General features: G+C 65.2%; 15 protein-coding genes and 3 pseudogenes. 7 read left to right on the forward strand and 11 right to left on the reverse strand.

Annotated elements, in window-relative coordinates; all coding sequences use genetic code 11:
- Window positions 1–135: pseudogene (locus BDO18943_RS41235) on the reverse strand (IS5/IS1182 family transposase); the annotation flags it as partial.
- 67 nt (window positions 136–202) lie between these two features.
- On the opposite strand from BDO18943_RS41235, the pseudogene BDO18943_RS41240 reads away from it, so the two are divergent.
- The 3 genes and pseudogenes from BDO18943_RS41240 to BDO18943_RS41250 form a co-directional block, all read left to right on the forward strand.
- A pseudogene (locus tag BDO18943_RS41240) lies at window positions 203–691 on the forward strand (DddA-like double-stranded DNA deaminase toxin); the annotation flags it as partial.
- 1 nt (window position 692) lies between these two features.
- Entirely contained in the window at window positions 693–1,064 is a 372-nt protein-coding gene (gene dddI / locus BDO18943_RS41245) for a CDI system double-stranded DNA deaminase immunity protein DddI (RefSeq protein WP_175026575.1), read from the forward strand.
- Window positions 1,065–1,483: 419 nt separating this feature from the next.
- Window positions 1,484–1,837 carry an SMI1/KNR4 family protein gene (locus tag BDO18943_RS41250; RefSeq protein WP_175026576.1) on the forward strand — a complete coding sequence of 118 codons (354 nt, stop codon included), beginning with the start codon at window positions 1,484–1,486 and terminating at the stop codon, window positions 1,835–1,837.
- A gap of 516 nt (window positions 1,838–2,353) precedes the next feature.
- Here BDO18943_RS41250 and BDO18943_RS41255 read toward each other — a convergent pair.
- A pseudogene (locus BDO18943_RS41255) lies at window positions 2,354–3,064 on the reverse strand (LysR substrate-binding domain-containing protein); the annotation flags it as partial.
- A gap of 270 nt (window positions 3,065–3,334) precedes the next feature.
- Here BDO18943_RS41255 and BDO18943_RS41260 point away from each other — a divergent pair.
- Window positions 3,335–3,958 (forward strand): glutathione S-transferase family protein, encoded by a 624-nt coding sequence (locus tag BDO18943_RS41260; protein WP_175026577.1) that lies wholly within the window; start codon window positions 3,335–3,337, stop codon window positions 3,956–3,958.
- Window positions 3,959–3,972: 14 nt separating this feature from the next.
- On the forward strand, window positions 3,973–4,185 hold the full coding sequence (locus BDO18943_RS41265; protein WP_175026578.1) for a hypothetical protein: 213 nt from the start codon (window positions 3,973–3,975) through the stop codon (window positions 4,183–4,185).
- Window positions 4,186–4,556: 371 nt separating this feature from the next.
- On the opposite strand, the gene BDO18943_RS41270 is transcribed toward BDO18943_RS41265, so the two are convergent.
- The 3 genes from BDO18943_RS41270 to BDO18943_RS41280 all read right to left on the reverse strand — a co-directional run bounded on the left by BDO18943_RS41270 (window position 4,557) and on the right by BDO18943_RS41280 (window position 6,765).
- Window positions 4,557–5,111, reverse strand: a complete 555-nt coding sequence (locus tag BDO18943_RS41270) for a hypothetical protein (RefSeq protein WP_175026579.1) — start codon at window positions 5,109–5,111, stop codon at window positions 4,557–4,559.
- Between the two features lie 407 nt (window positions 5,112–5,518).
- Window positions 5,519–6,214 (reverse strand): hypothetical protein, encoded by a 696-nt coding sequence (locus BDO18943_RS41275; protein ID WP_175026580.1) that lies wholly within the window; start codon window positions 6,212–6,214, stop codon window positions 5,519–5,521.
- Complete coding sequence (locus BDO18943_RS41280; RefSeq protein ID WP_175026581.1) at window positions 6,211–6,765, reverse strand: RNA polymerase sigma factor; 555 nt, start codon at window positions 6,763–6,765, stop codon at window positions 6,211–6,213. The genes BDO18943_RS41275 and BDO18943_RS41280 overlap by 4 nt, the downstream gene beginning before the upstream one ends.
- A gap of 371 nt (window positions 6,766–7,136) precedes the next feature.
- Between BDO18943_RS41280 and BDO18943_RS41285 the strand changes: the two genes are divergently transcribed.
- The gene (locus tag BDO18943_RS41285; RefSeq protein WP_175026582.1) at window positions 7,137–8,072 is read left to right on the forward strand and encodes a hypothetical protein; all 936 of its coding nucleotides are present in this window, start codon (window positions 7,137–7,139) and stop codon (window positions 8,070–8,072) included.
- Between the two features lie 114 nt (window positions 8,073–8,186).
- Window positions 8,187–8,939 carry a DUF4852 domain-containing protein gene (locus BDO18943_RS41290; RefSeq protein WP_175026583.1) on the forward strand — a complete coding sequence of 251 codons (753 nt, stop codon included), beginning with the start codon at window positions 8,187–8,189 and terminating at the stop codon, window positions 8,937–8,939.
- 37 nt (window positions 8,940–8,976) lie between these two features.
- Here the strand turns inward: BDO18943_RS41290 and BDO18943_RS41295 are convergent, their stop codons facing one another.
- The 6 genes from BDO18943_RS41295 to BDO18943_RS41320 all read right to left on the reverse strand — a co-directional run.
- On the reverse strand, window positions 8,977–10,599 hold the full coding sequence (locus BDO18943_RS41295) for a SulP family inorganic anion transporter (RefSeq protein ID WP_175026584.1): 1,623 nt from the start codon (window positions 10,597–10,599) through the stop codon (window positions 8,977–8,979).
- Between the two features lie 12 nt (window positions 10,600–10,611).
- Entirely contained in the window at window positions 10,612–11,046 is a 435-nt protein-coding gene (locus BDO18943_RS41300) for a hypothetical protein (RefSeq protein ID WP_175026585.1), read from the reverse strand.
- Complete coding sequence (locus tag BDO18943_RS41305; protein ID WP_175026586.1) at window positions 11,043–12,497, reverse strand: caspase family protein; 1,455 nt, start codon at window positions 12,495–12,497, stop codon at window positions 11,043–11,045. The genes BDO18943_RS41300 and BDO18943_RS41305 overlap by 4 nt, the downstream gene beginning before the upstream one ends.
- A complete protein-coding gene (locus BDO18943_RS41310) occupies window positions 12,491–13,618 on the reverse strand; it encodes a hypothetical protein (RefSeq protein WP_175026587.1) in 1,128 nt (375 codons plus the stop codon). Before BDO18943_RS41310 ends, BDO18943_RS41305 begins: the two co-directional genes overlap by 7 nt.
- A 32-nt stretch (window positions 13,619–13,650) precedes the next feature.
- Window positions 13,651–14,070 (reverse strand): hypothetical protein, encoded by a 420-nt coding sequence (locus BDO18943_RS41315; protein ID WP_175026588.1) that lies wholly within the window; start codon window positions 14,068–14,070, stop codon window positions 13,651–13,653.
- A gap of 2 nt (window positions 14,071–14,072) precedes the next feature.
- Window positions 14,073–14,662: hypothetical protein (locus tag BDO18943_RS41320; protein WP_407650017.1), on the reverse strand; the 590-nt coding region annotated here is incomplete at its 5' end.

The following is a 14,662-nucleotide window of genomic DNA, read 5'->3' on the forward strand; positions in this document are numbered from 1 at the left end:
GAACTTCGCATCCATCTTCGACAGTGCTTCGTTCAGCCATATCCGGACCTGGCGCAGCGGATGCGCCTGCGGAACAAGTTCTTCTAGCCTCACCGTGCTGAACAACGATTCGTTGTAACCGTCCGCACCTCGCATCGGCCTGCTCTTCCTTGATCTCGGGAACCTACATCGTGCAGGACCAACCGAGGTATTTCAACGACCTGTTAACGGTGGGGCAAACGTCTATCATTACGCGCCCAATCCAGTTGGATGGGTCGATTCATGGGGCTTGGCCGGCAGTTACGCTCTTGGTCCCTATCAGATTTCCGCGCCGCAATTGCCGGCATATAATGGACAGACTGTCGGAACCTTCTACTTCATGAATGATGCAGGTGGACTCGAATCCAGGGCATTCTCTTCTGGTGGGCCTACCCCGTATCCGAACTACGCAAACGCCGGAAACGTAGAAGGTCAATCTGCTTTATTTGTGAGGGATAACGGCATTGCAGAGGGTTTGGTTTTTCACAACAATCCTGAAGGGGCATGTGGATTCTGCGTGAATATGACTGAAACTCTGCTACCGGAAAATGCCAAGCTAACCGTCGTTCCACCCGAAGGGGCGATTCCAGTCAAGCATGGCGCAACCGGAGCGACAAAAGTATTTACTGGGAATAGTAATTCCCCAAAACCCCCTGTGAAAGGAGGTTGTTGAGATGTACGCGGATGATTTTGATGGCGAGATTGAAATCGATGGGGTTGATGGTCTGGTTGATTTTCTTGGGAAAAGGCCGGCGTTCGATGCAAATAACTTTGTTTTGACCTTCGAGGAAGGCGGATTTCCTCAATTGAATATATTTGTCAAAAATGATGTCGCTGTCGTTTATTATATGGATATCGGCGAGAATTTTGTTTCGAAAGGCACTGCCGAGCCGGGTGGTACGGAAAAATTCTACGAGAATAAGCTTGGTGGGGAAGTGAATTTGTCGAATGATTGTGTCGTAAGTAAAGAGCAGATGATTGAGGCAGCAAAGCAATTTTTTGCCACGAAACAACGTCCCGATCAATTGACATGGAGTGAGCTGTAAAAACGGCAGTCTTTGAATGGTCGGTTTTTTGTAGATGCCCTGGCTCGTGTCCACGAGCCATTTCTGCGAGCGGAGTGCGCTTAACGTCCATCGCATCATGTCGTTCTAACGGTCCTGACTGCCATCTAGAGTTTACGCGGCGACTCGGCTCCGGTGGGTAAACGAGAGCATCCACACAAAGCAGCAACGTTGCCGGTCAACCAGCTGAATCGGATTTGAAGAATCGACGTCGTGTTAAGGAGGTAAAGTGCCAGTTCTGTATGGAGCAAAACCTGCACAGCCGCTCCTCGCTAAATTAGAGTCGGAACTCGGATTCGGTCTTCCGACGGATTACGCGGATTTCATGAGGAAGTGGAACGGTATATTGATTTGGGGGTGCAGACTATCTCGATTTCGATTTTCATGGCGTCGATAATGGAATGATTTCATTTGCATCGCTTTTTGGGATCGGTTCGAGTAACGGAAATTTAGATTTAATCGAACAAAATGAGCGCGTCAAAGGCGAGATAGATTTTCTGAACGATTTCTTTGTGATTGGAGGTGATCCGGGCGGCAATTACTACGCGCTGTCGCGGCTCGATAACGTTCACAAGGTTTTGTATTGGGACAGAACGCATCTGCATGCGGATGACACAGCGAAGCCGGATATCGCAGAAGTGGCCGAATGTGGAAATCTCTATTATGTAGCCGATGGATTCTCGGCATTTCTGGATATGATCGTCGCTGGAACAATGCACATGCAGTTCATCGCGGTCGACGACTGGCCCGGCTAAAATCCGGATGTCACCGGTTTGGGGCTGACGTTATGAAAGCACCGTGGAGCTCGGTTCCGCGATTGCTGTGCTCGGCCATATATTTGAGCCAGAGAAGAATTTTATCGTGTCGTATCGCTGAAGGCCGACACTTCGTCCATACGGATTGAAGTTGCTGGCGTATGTGAAGAGCGCTGGCTCGACTGATGTGGACATCCAATTTGGCGGGCGCTGTATTTCGGCGCAGTATGCGGGTCGCGGCGTACCACTCCAGTTTGTATGTAGGGCAGGACACGTTTTCGAGAAGACCGCCGAGAATCTGCGCAAGGGCTCTTGGTGCGTGCTCTGCGCGAGGGCGCAACATTCGAAGCACATGGCCGATCCGGATGGGATGACGCGCATGCGAGCCGCTGCAAAAGCGAGAGGCGGCAAGTGTCTGTCGCCGGGCTACACGAAATTGACAGAGCGCTATCGAGGGTTGGCCGGGGATCGTGAATAACAGAAGCTTCAGATATTAGCGAATCCCGGTCCTCCCTCGGCTAGTCCTTGACCAGCCTCGGCCGCCCGGATCAGCAGGTAGTCGTCCTCGAACGCAGTGCCGCGCTCCGCCCGTGGATCGTCGGTCACGCCGTGCGCCGCGAACCACAGCGGCCAGTCAGCCCGGTTGCAATCGTGCAGAAGCGGGTAGTTCAGGCAGTCTCCCGGTTCTTTGACGGCATGACTGTCTGCCACCAAGCCGGGGCAGGCCACCGGCACCAACACCGGGGCCATCAGGCGAGTGACCTCCAGGCCAGGGTAGTTTCCCAGCCCATGCCGCAGCGCCACATCCACCCGGTCGCGGCGCATGTCCGTCAGCGCTGAAGTCGCCTCGACCCGCACTTCGATCTGCGGATGCCGCTCGTTGAAGCGCCCCAGGCGCGGCACGAGCCACGATGCGGCAAAGGTGGCGACGGTACTAACTGTCAGGGTGTGGCGTCCTTTGATCGCTTCCAGCCTGTCGACGGCCTTGTCGATTTGCGCAAAGGCTTCGAGCAACGACGGATGCACGCTGGCCCCGGCTTCGGTCAGACGCAAACCCTGCCGCCCCCGAGTGAACAGCACCATCCCAAGCCGCGCTTCCAGCAAGCGGATCTGCTGACTGACCGCGCCGGATGTGACGTGCAACGCTTCGGCAGCAGCCTTGATGCTGCCGCGCTGGCCGACTTCAACAAAGGTGCGCAGCGCTTGCAGAGGGAGTGATACGGCCATTTGATTTAGGTTTTCTAAAGACTGAAAGCAAAAATGATCGCTTCTGATTTTCCATATAGACGGCCATGATGGCGCAAGTTTACGGACGATTCTTTGCTTTAGTAAAACTATATTCACTGTTGCCGCGAGCATTGCCGTCCTCGCCAGTGGCGGCAGCGCGGCCCAAGGGTTCAGAGATGCCATCCTCGTTTCCGCCTGCATGGTTCTGGTCGGTCTGGTCTGCGCGGCAGCCATCCTTCCGGGGCAAGCCACCCGTTTGGGCGTGACGCGATGATCGACCTTTACACCGACAGCTCGCCCAATGGCTTCAAGGCAACGATCGCCCTGGAAGAACTGGCGCTGCCTTACCGCCTGCATCATGTCCGCATCGAGGCAGGCGAGCATCAGCAGCCGGATTTCCTGGCCCTGAACCCGCATGGCCGCATTCCGGTCATCACCGACGATGACACCGGTATCACGCTGTTCGAGTCGGCCGCCATCCTGCTTTACCTGGCCGAGAAGACCGGCCGGTTGCTGCCGCAGGAGCCGGCGGCACGCTGGGAGGCGATCAAGTGGCTGCAATTCCACTCGTCCAGCGTCGGCCCGATCATCGGGCAGCGGGTGCACTTCGAGCTGTTCGCCGAGGAAAAGATACCCGCCGCCATCGAGCGTTACCGCCGCCTGACGGAAGGGGTGTTCGCCGTGCTCGACAGTCATCTGGCCCGGCGCCCGTACCTGGCCGGGGACGATTATTCCATCGCCGACATTGCGCATTTCGGCTGGACGCACATCGCCCGCATCATCGGCTTCGATTTCAGCCGTCACCGGCACATGAGCGTCTGGCATGAACGTGTGGCGCAGCGGCCCGCCGTGCGCAAGGGCATCACGCTGCCCGAACCGGCAACGGGCGCATGAGGGCGGCTGACACGATGCGTACCGCCACGATCCCGACCATCAAGGGCGCGTCGTTGTCAGCGTTCCATACGCATTCCGGTTACCGGCGCTTGCTCGCGCCACAGCGTCCGACCGTTGGCGTTTTCCTGCCGGCGCGCTTCCATGAAGACGACATGTGCGCGCTGGCCGGAAAGGTGGAACGGGTGGAATTTGGCTTTGCCGGGAGGGCGATAAGACCGCAGCCGTGATGCGCGGACACCGGCAACGGCATGCTGCCCGCGAGATCTTCGCACGATGCAGATTGCCGGCGTGTTCAGCGAAGTTAGAGGTGTTGCGATCGATATCGGATGCAATTGACGCCGACGCATTCAAGCTGGCGCAATGAGGTGGGGGGCTTGTTGGGGATGATCACCCATCAGGCTGTCCTCCGTGGTGCTTGCAGCAACTGACGCATGCGAATCGCCGGCATTGCGCCATGTTGATCGACCCGGTCAGTACGAACATCAACGTGCGACCTCGGAAACCCCGAATCCAATTTCGTGAGGTTGATTCGTCATCCGAAATTAAAAGTGAGGCGGGGCGTATCTTTCAACACAGGCTCACGTCTTTCCCACGATATCTATTCGACGTCCGAGGACACACGACGGCTGTCCAGGTCCTTCAATGCCGGAAACGCGTCGCGGTCCCACGAATGCAAGCCATACGACTTCCAGACGATATTGCGCCTGACGAATATTTCAAAGGTAGGTGTTCCGGGCGACAGGTTGCCCAGTCGCTGGCGTCGCTCAAACAGCCATTGGACAACCGGAGGATAGCTGTCGATGGTTTCGGGCACGGCGATGGCCTCCCGTTCCACGATGAACAGATGGACGTCGGGATGCGTCTTGGCCCACGACTCGAAATCCCCTTTGCCGCCCAATGAACCTTCCCAGCGCTGGCAATAGACGCAGTCCTTTGCCGAATGCACGATCAGGACGATCGGCTCGCCCTTTCGCACTTTTGCCTGACGAATTCGATCTGCCCAGGAGAGCTTCGGCGCTGGCTCGGGCGTGGTCTGGCCGGTGTTCGCAGTCGGCTCGTCGCCGGCCAGGACGACTTGCGGTGAAACCAGTGCCAGCGATAAAGACGCGGCAGCCACCCATGCCAAGCGCGAGACCCACTTGCGAGGCGCCATTTTCGTGCTCCTGCGAAGAATCGCGGACGTCAATTGACGAAAGGACAGGGTCCGCCACGGAAATTATTGTAGTGACTGCGCATCGGCGATTGCAAACTTTAAACCCCTGTTCGTTCGGCCGTGTCGATGCGTCAACCCTCTCCGCATGATCGCCCGTGCGTCCACGCGTATGCCGCTGCGCATGCAATCGGCCTCGGGGCCGTCGAACGCGTGCGGCATAGTCAAGATTGACCCTGTACGTCTTGCGCGTCTTCGCCGATCAATTCACTGACGCAGCGCGAAGACCAGACTTTGCGTTCGTTCGATTGGCGCGGAGACGCCGGTCATGGCCGCGTAATCGTCTGCGAATCCGCACGCCACCAGACCAACGACGCCAGCTTTCCCGCACCCCGCGCCGAATCAACGCATTACTTTCCGCACCCCTGCGGCCGATCGATCTGTGCGGCGAGTCGTGCAGCTTCGCTGCTTCCCAGCAGCGCCGCGCGCGCGTCCGCATCGGTGGACGCGATACGGTAGCGGCCGGAGCCGTCCGGGCCTGCAACGATGCTGCTGCCGTAGAGCGTCAGCCACTGGCGAATCGCCTGTTCGGTGACGCCGTCCCGGAAAGTGACCCACACGTCGGTGCATTGGCCCGTCGTACCCCGCACGACAGCGTCCGGCACCGTGTCCGGCTCGGTGCCGCGCATCAGTTGCACGATCGCGACGGCCTGTACGACGACGAGCGCGGTCAAGGCCGGCTGCATGACGAGCGAGTGTTCGCGCATCCAGTCCTGCACGCGCGCAAACCAGGATTGGCGACGCTCGGGTTGCGGCGCGCTGCGCGGGGCGTCGGCCGCCGTGCGCGCATGCGCGGCGTCGCGGGCACCGAGCGCGGCCTGAAGCCGTGCGAACGCGGCATCATTCGTCGCCGCGGTGCGCGCTTCCTGCGCGATGTCGGCGGCGGCCTCCAGTACGTCGAGCGTGTCCCGGAGCGCCGCATCGTGCGCGAGCCGCTCGACGAACCGTGCATGTTCGTCCGGCGTGAGTTCGCCCCGCACGTAGGCCAGGGCGAGGTCGCGATCCGGTTCGTCCGGATCGGTGGTGTGGCGGGGTGCGTTGCTCATGCCGTTTCTCCCGTCTGATCCTGCACGCAGGCAATCACGCGAGCCTTTGCTTCGGAAATGCGACGTCGTACCGACACGGGCGAACCGGCCTTCGTCATCTGCTGAATCTCGACATCCTTGTGTCCGCCCAGCGCGAGCATGAACGTCTCGCGCGCCGTCTCCGTCAGTTTCGACAGGCAGCGCTCGACCGCGGCGCGCGTGCGCGCAAGTATCGCGGCGGCTTCGGGGCTCGGCGCCAGTTCACCGAGGTCGGACAGCAGCGCGTCGAGCGCGTGCTCGTTTTCCAGCCACTGCTCGAGCGACGTCAGCCGGACCGATTCGACGCCGAGCTTGCGCAGGCGGGTAATCAGCTGCTTGGTGGCCGCGCCGGTCACGTAGCCCGCGACGCGTGCATCGAACGTCGCGTCGTCCATCCGTGCGGCATCGTCGAGCGAGAACGCGCTCGTCGGCTCGAACAGCGAGAGCAGCGCCGACTGCAGCGCGTCCTCGATGTCGGCGTCGCGGCTCCACGGATAGAGGCGGCGGGCCTGCCGCGCAAATCGGTTGTTCACCTGCCGGAAGAATGCGGCGAAGCGCCCTTTGTCACGTTGCAGCCGCTCAAGGGCGACGACGGTCGTGGATCTCGCGTCGCGGTCATCGGAGGGAAGGAATCGTGGCGTCATCGAAGACATCTTGGGTCGCTTGGAATGGGGACGGCAGCCGCGACGCGTAGGGTGGCCGGCGCCGCCGGAATTATATATGCGGGTGCGAATTCTGCACGGCATGAAAAATCGGGCGAACAAATCGGCGCGGCACGCGAATAGAACGACAAGACGCGAGCAAAGTCCGCCGTCGGCCGCGAGCCGGCGCGGTGAAAGCGAGTGTCGATATTACGGCTCACGCTGCCGCGAACTGCCCCTTCGAACGAGAGAACTGCCAAGCCATGAACGCGACCCATACCTGTACCCAATGCCACTCGAGCATGCCGGAGCGCGTGCCTTTCTGCCCGCGTTGCGGGAGCCGCACCGACGCCGCGGCGGCCACCGCCGCACCGGATTCGCCCGCGAGTACCCGGACGCGCGGCCGCGTGCTGCGCGACACCGTCGCTGGCGACGGCCTGCTGGTCGCGCTCGGACGCCAGTACGCGTTTTCGCTTGAAACGCACTGGAAGAGCGACGTGGCGCCGACGGTCAACATGGCGGTCGACGTCGATTTCGACGGCAGCGGTGCCGTCACCGCGGTGCGCGCGGTCTCCGGCGCGACCGTCGGACAGGAGCGGATGCGCGACGCGGTCGACGGCGTGCGCGAGGTCTCGGGCCGCGCGCTCGGCGAAGCGGCGGCGATCGGCTTGCCGGTTGCCGCGCGCGTCGTGTCGACGGTCGGATACGCGAATCTCGGCGCGATCGCACTGTTGCTGATCGGCTGGTTCTCGCTGAATGCGATCGCGATCCAGGTGACGGCGTCGACGGCGAGCGGGCTCACGTTCTACGACCTGCTGCGCGCGCTGCACTCGATGAACAACTTCTATGCGCTCGAGAGCGTCAGTCAGATGAGCGCTGGATGGTACGGCTTCGTCTGCAACCTGACGCTCGCGCTGTGCCTCGCCCCATTCCTGTTCCGCCGCAAATCGCTGTGGCTCGGCCTTGCCGCGCCGCTGGCATGGATGGTCGCGGTCTACGCGGGCATCTACTGGAAGATCTCCTCCGCCGTGAGCGAGATCGGCGGTGCGGCCGGGATGACCGGCCTGTCGGCGGACTTCGCGCGCGAAATGGCCGCGGAAGTGTCGAAGGCCATCTCGTTCGGCGCGGGCTTCTATGTCGCCGGCGCGGCTGCGCTCTATCTCGCCGTCAAGGGCGTCAAGCAATACCTGTCGGCCTGAGCGGCCGACGCGCAGGCCCGGCGCGTACGCCGGGCGACGCGCCGCATACCGCGATTGCCCCGGAACCGGGCTCGCGCACGTTTTCTCATCCACACACGACTGGAGTCCCTCACCATGAAGAAGATGTCTACTGCCGCTACGACCTTGTTGATCGCGCTGTGTGCGTCGGGCCTCGGCGCCTGCAGCAAATCCGATGACGCGCCGAAGGCGCCGGACGCCGCCGCACGGCCCGCGGTGGACCTGGCCGGGCTGGCTTCGCCGGGCAAGCAGCAGCAGATCGCGGACCGCGCGCTGCCGCAAGGCGACGCCGCGCGGGCGCTCGCCGACTATCGCGGGATCGATAGCGGCAACGACGTGATGTTCCTGTATTACGGCATTTCGAAGCTGCCCGTCGATTACGACAAGGCCGCGCAGTATTACTCGCGCGATTACCAGAACACGTCGGATGGCTTCAAGAAGCAGGACATGCTGAACACGTTGAAGCCGCGCATCGACGCATCGGTCGCGGCGGCGCAGAACAGCCGTTATGTCGTCCTGACGACGCCGAACGCGACGCTCGACTCGTACGACTTCACGAAGAAGGGTTTTCAGCTGACCAACGTCGCGCAACCGGGCTCGTTCCAGTACTTCTTCGACAACGCGAACTACAAGATCGCGTACACGAACGGGCCGGACTTCAATTTCGTGAAGGTGACCGATGAAGCGCAGGCGCGTTCGATCGAGGATCTGCGCAGCCACTACAAGCCGATTACCGCGCGCGTCTACGCGTACGCGCAGGATGTCGACCCGGCGAACAATCAGGTGAAGCTGCAGATGCTGCATGTGCAGCTGCTCGACGGCGGCGGTCACGTGCTCGCGGCGATGTGACGACCCGGCTCGCCGGTCGCGCAGGCAGGCGGGACGCTCATCCCCGCGTGACCGAGAACGTCGCGAGCGCGGCGCGCAGGTCGGTCTGCCGCGCGGCCAGCACGAAACGCAGCGACACGCCGCGTGCAGCAAGCAGGTCGCCGAGCTGGCGCAGCGACCTGCACGCGGACGCGTCGAAGCGTCGTACGCCGCACAGGTCGATATCGACGGCCTGGATTGCCGTGCCCGGCGCGAGCTGCGCGAGCACCGGCTCCACCATCTTGCGATCGACGAAGCAGCCGATCAATGCGCCGGTCGCGCGCACGGTCATGCCGTCCGGTTGCACGTCGCAGGCGATGGCGAAGCGCCGGGGCGCGCGCAGCAGGCTGAGCAGCGCGGCCACGCAGCCGACCGCGAAGCCTTTGCCCGGCTGTCCCGTGATCGCGGTCACCGCAGTCACCGCCGCGAACGTCCACACGGCGGCGGCGACCACATCCGTGGGCCCGCGCCCGGACAGGCAGTGGCCGACGATCTGGCGCGACCAGTCGTCGATCATGTCGAGCGCCATCGCAATCATCACGGCGGCCGCCGCCAGCTTGGGCAGCAGCGCGAGCAGCGACGTGCCGGCGACGACGAGCGCGAGCAGCATCGCCGCGTGCAGCACGGCCACCCCGCGCGTCCGTCCGCCGGCGTTCCACGCGAGCTTGGAGCGGGTCAGCGAACCGACGATCGGCAGCAGGCCGGCCGCCGCCGCGACGAGGTTCGCGACGCCGTGCGCGGCGAGATCGCGGTTGGGCCGCGCCCGCTGGCGGCTGTCCGCTTCGACGTTGCCGGCTGCGATCAGCGTATCGAGCGAGGCCAGCACCCCGATCATCGCGCCGTACAGCACGAGCATCGCGAGCAAGCCCGCGTCGAGGCGCGCGAACACCGACGGCCATTGCAGCAGGCCGGGCCGACCGAGCAGGCCGGGATCGAAACCGACCGTGCCGAACGTGCGGCACGCGAGCGGCGCCGCGTCGAGCGCATCGAAACCATAGAACGCCGCGGTGCCGGCGAGCAGCGCCGCGAACAGCGACAACCCCTTCGGCCAACGCAGGCGCGGCGCGAACGTCGCCCACAGGAAATGCGCGCCGACGCCGCTGGCCACGACGACGACCGTCGGCCACCAGTCGAGCGCGCAGCGGGTGACCGCGTGTGCCTGGTCGGCGATGGCCAGTATCGCCGAACCGAACAGCAGGCCGGACAGCGCCGATGCCGGCAGTATGCGCACGAGCATGCCGCCGCGCAGCGCGGCCAGGCAGAGTTGCGTGACACCGGCGCAGGCGAGCGCAAGCGACGCGCACCCCAGCGCGCCGAACAGGCCGAGCGATGCGATCGACGGCGTGTTGAGCAGCGCGCCGACGAGTTGCGACATCAATACCGTCGCGGCGATCCGCGGCCCGGAAATCAGCGGCTGGGTGCCGCCGCCGAAGGCGACGACGAGCAGACCGACGATCGCGGTCGCGAGGCCGATCGCAGCGCCGAGCGCGGCGGCCTGCGCGCCATGCGCGGCCGCAAGCGCCTGGACGCCGAGGCCGATGTACTCGGCGGCGGACGAGGCGGTCAGCAGCAGCGCGGGTACGAAATCGGAGCGCAGCGCCGACGCGGCGCCGGTTGCGCGGGGGCGGGCGGTGTGGGGCATCGTTGCGCGGCCCTAGCGGCAGGCGGCCGACAGGCCGAGATCCGCGACGATCGGCGCATCGCGCAGCGCCTGCAACGTGGCGGCACGCGCGTCACCCGGCGCCACGCGCACTTCGTACGCGCCGTTTTCGTCCGGACCGTACACGATCGTCGCGCCGTACTGCACGAGCAGCAGCGTCATGTCCCGCTCGGTCGCCGTGCGGCGGAACGTGACGGCGGCATCCGCACACACGGCGCCCGCCGCCCCGCGCGTCGCACCGGCCTGGGGGGCGCGCTGGGCGCGCAGATCGGCGGCGACCTGGGCGACGCCGAGCAGCAGCCCGGCCTCGAGGAGCAGGAGCATGAGGACGAACGCGCTGCGCGACCCGAGCCATTCGGCGGCGGCGGCGAACGCGGCGGCAGGCGCGCGGGAACGGGCGCGCGGGATGGAGCGGGTCGGATCGGTCATCGGGAGGCGCTCGCCGGCGTCGTGGAGAAGTCGTAGTCGCGGCCGTAGATGCGGCGGTATTTGGCCAGGTACATGCCGAGGTTGCCGTCGCCCGTCACCGCGAGGAGTTGCAGCAGCCGTGGCAGGCTCTCCGCGAAACCGTGGTCGACCGCCGCCCGGAACTCCCGGATGACCGCCGCGCTGTCCGCGGGGGAGGCGACGGTCAGCATCCGCACGCCGGCCCGCATCGCTTCGGCCATCGGATAGTTGCGGTCGGCGGCCGCGTTCATGTACATCAATCCTTCGCCGACCCGGATCTGCGCTTCCTGCGGCGGCGTGCCGTTCGGCACGGCGACGAGCGCCATCGCCAGCGCGGTCATCGCGAACAGGTCGCCGTTGCGGGCGTCGCGGCGCACCTGCGCGACGACGGTCGGATTGACCGCCATCTGGATCACCAGCGCCTGCAACCGCAGCGTTTCGGCACGCCATTTGCGCGCGAGCGCGCGCTCATCGACGGCCATCGGATCGTTGTCGAGGAGCGGGGCGTCGAGCGGGGCGTCGCCGGCGCCGGCTGCGTTGTCCGCGAGCGGTGCCTCGCCTGCCGGCGCACCACGGCCGGGCTGCGTGAGCGGCGCGCGTTGCCGCACGCTCGCCTGCGCGGCGGGCGCCGCGGTATCGGACAGCCGCAGCGTGCCGATCAGGCCGCTGTTGTACCACGGGCGCTGCGCGTCTTCGGTCGCGACGGCCACCGCCACTTGCGTGTTGCGCAGGATCGTCGTGATGTCGCCGGCACTCGTCAGCTCCTGGCTGAGGTAATACGCGAACGGGCTGTGGTTGTGCCGGACCGAACCGAGCGCAAAGTTGTCGAGAGCGACGCCGCCAGGCTGCGTCGCGAACGCGACGAGGGTGCCATGCGGCGCGCGCACCGCCGTCATCGACGCGCCGGTTGCGCCTCGGGTCGCCGAACTGCGGCACGCGTCGAGCAGGATCAGCAGCGCGCGCGGGTCGCCGCGGCTGACCGAACTCTGGATATAGCGCAGCGGCACCGCGTAGCGCTGCAGGTCGCCTTGCGACACCTGGCCGACGCCGACCGGCAGGTCGACCGGAATCAGGTAGTTTTCCCCGCCGGCTTCGAAGCCGTGCCCGGCGTAATAGACCAGCGCGATCGATGCGCCCGCCGCCCGCTGGCCGAAGGCATCGAGATCGGCAAGCAACTGCGCCCGCGACCGGTTCTGCTCGAGCGTGACCTGGAAGCCGATGCCGCGCAGTGCACGTGCGACGAGTTCAGCGTCGCCGGTCGGCGCTTCGAGCCGGTCGGTGCCGCGGTAGGTCGCGTTGCCGATCACGAGCGCGACGCGCGGCGCATCCGCGGCACGCGCCGGCGCGATGCCCGCCAGCGCGACGAGCGCGAGCGCCGCCGCGACGTACCGCGCGGCGTCTCGCACGAAGCGCGCAACGACGGCGTTCAGCATCGCAGGTTGTTCGCAGCACAGGTTTCACGTGCGAACGCGTTCCCCTGCGCGGCTGCCATCTGGAGCAACTGCGTGCCTTCGCCGCGATTGCGGTGGAACGGTCGCTGGCCCAGCAGCATCGCCCGCCCCGAGACGGCCATCGCCAGCGTATCGTTGTCGGCCGCGGCGCTGCTGATCAGGTGGTAGACGTCGGAATCGGTCGCGACGCACACATGCGAGTGGGCCGCGCACAGCGCCAGCGTCAGCATGGCCGGCGGGAACGGCAGATTGGCCGCGTCGCGCAGCATGCGCTGGCCGCTCGTCCGGTCGACCGGCAGGCCGCCCAGCCCGAGTACGTTCGCCTGGCCGAGCGGCCATTCGAGATGCCGGTCGTGCGTTTCGCCATAACGCGTCTGCAGCGCGTCGACGGCCGCGGCCTGCTGACCGGCCACGCCCTGGTTGTTCAGCAGCAGCCAGCCTGCCCACGCGAAGCCCGTATCGTCGCCGATTCGCGCGAGCGCATGGAATTGCGCATACGCATCGACGTAGTTGCGCGCATACGCGGCACGTTGGGCGTTCGCGAAGCTCATCGCCCCTTTCCACACGTAGGCCGGCGCCGGCAGCTTGTCGAAGCCGGCGCTTTTCGGCGTGAGCCCTGCCATCCATGCCGGCGCGGCGCCCGTGCGCTGCGTCGCGCGGAACATCGCCGGCGCATTGCGTACGCCCATCGCCAGGAACAGGATCACGATGACGCCTGCCACGATCGCGAGCGTGATCCGCCGGCCGCGCTGTTCCGCGAGGCGTCGCGACAGCATCTCGGCGACGGCACCGTTACCTTGCGCGACGATCCCCGCGCGTTGCTGCTCCACCTGGGCAGACTTGATCAATGCGTTGGCGTCGCGCCAGCCGCCGTCGATCAGATCGCGCCAGCTTTCGACGGCCGCGTGCGGACTCCCGTCGGGTTGCGCCGCGTCGTCCGGCTTCAGGCCGAGCGTCGGCGCCGCCGTTTCCTGCCACCATTTGTCGACCCGCTGCCGCACGTTCTGGACATCCGCCAGCCGGCCGAGCGCGTCGTTCGCACCGGGCGGCAGCATGAAGGTCGAGCCGGGAGTGGGTTGGGTGTTTTGCGAATCCTGCGCCATGTCGATTCCCTGGTATTTCGTCGGATGTCGGTTCAGATGAGCTTGAGGCGGCCGAGGCAGGCGGCCGCGCGGGCGATCGCTTCGTCGCTCGCCGTCATCGATGCGTGAGCGGCATCGACGTGCTGGTTCGACAGTTCGCGTGCGTGCATCCATTTGCGCTCCGCGACGTCGAGGCGGTACGCGTCGTCGGCGAGCCGGAAATGCGCCTGCTGCTGCTGGTCGAGCTTGTCGTGCACGTCGGCAAGCAACTGCTGCGCATGCGTGGCGCTTGCGTCGAGCTGCCAGAGCTGCGACACCGACGCGTCACGCTGGCTTTCGAGCGGGTCGAGATAGCGCGCGTAGGCGATGGCGCCGGCGTCGTCGCGCCAGCCGGCCGCCGCGGCGGCGGCCGTGTCGATCAGGTCGCGGCTCATCGCGACGTAGGTCCAGGCCTGTTCTTCGAGTGCCTTCATCGTCATGCTCCCAGGCCGGCCGCGAGCTCGCGGAGCTGGCCGGCTTTTTCGTCGAGAAACCGGTCCGCCGCGCCGAGCAGGTCGCCGGATGCCTGCAGCTGCCCATCCAGACGGTGCTCGTGCGCGCGGATGTCGTCGATGTCGCGCGTCGCCGCCAGCGCAGTCGGCGCGATCGCGTCGATCAACGCGCGCTGCTCGTCGAGCGCGCGTCGCATCGCATCCGACAGGCCCAGCGCTTCGGTATGCCAGCGCGTCGCGTCGGCGCGCATGGCGTCGGCGCGCGTCATCGACAGTTCGGCGGCGACGGCGGCCGCGTTCGCCTGCTCCGCGCACTCGGCCGACACGCGGCAGAGCGCGAGGTTTTCCTCGATCGCTTCGCTGCGGTCCGCGAGCCGGGCCGCGGTGGCGGTTGCGTGTGCGGCTTCGGCGTCGTGGCGGCTCGCGGTCGCGTAATGCGCGGCACGTGCGGCCGCATTCGGGTCGCCCGGCGATTTCGAGTCGTACGAATGCGTGGGCAGCGCGGCGGCGGCGCTGCGTGCCGCGGCCGCCTGCGCGTGGGCGTTGGCCGCGCTGGCCAGCGCCGCGCTGTGCT

This window comes from Burkholderia aenigmatica, from assembly GCF_902499175.1.
Taxonomy (GTDB): Bacteria; Pseudomonadota; Gammaproteobacteria; order Burkholderiales; family Burkholderiaceae; genus Burkholderia; species Burkholderia aenigmatica.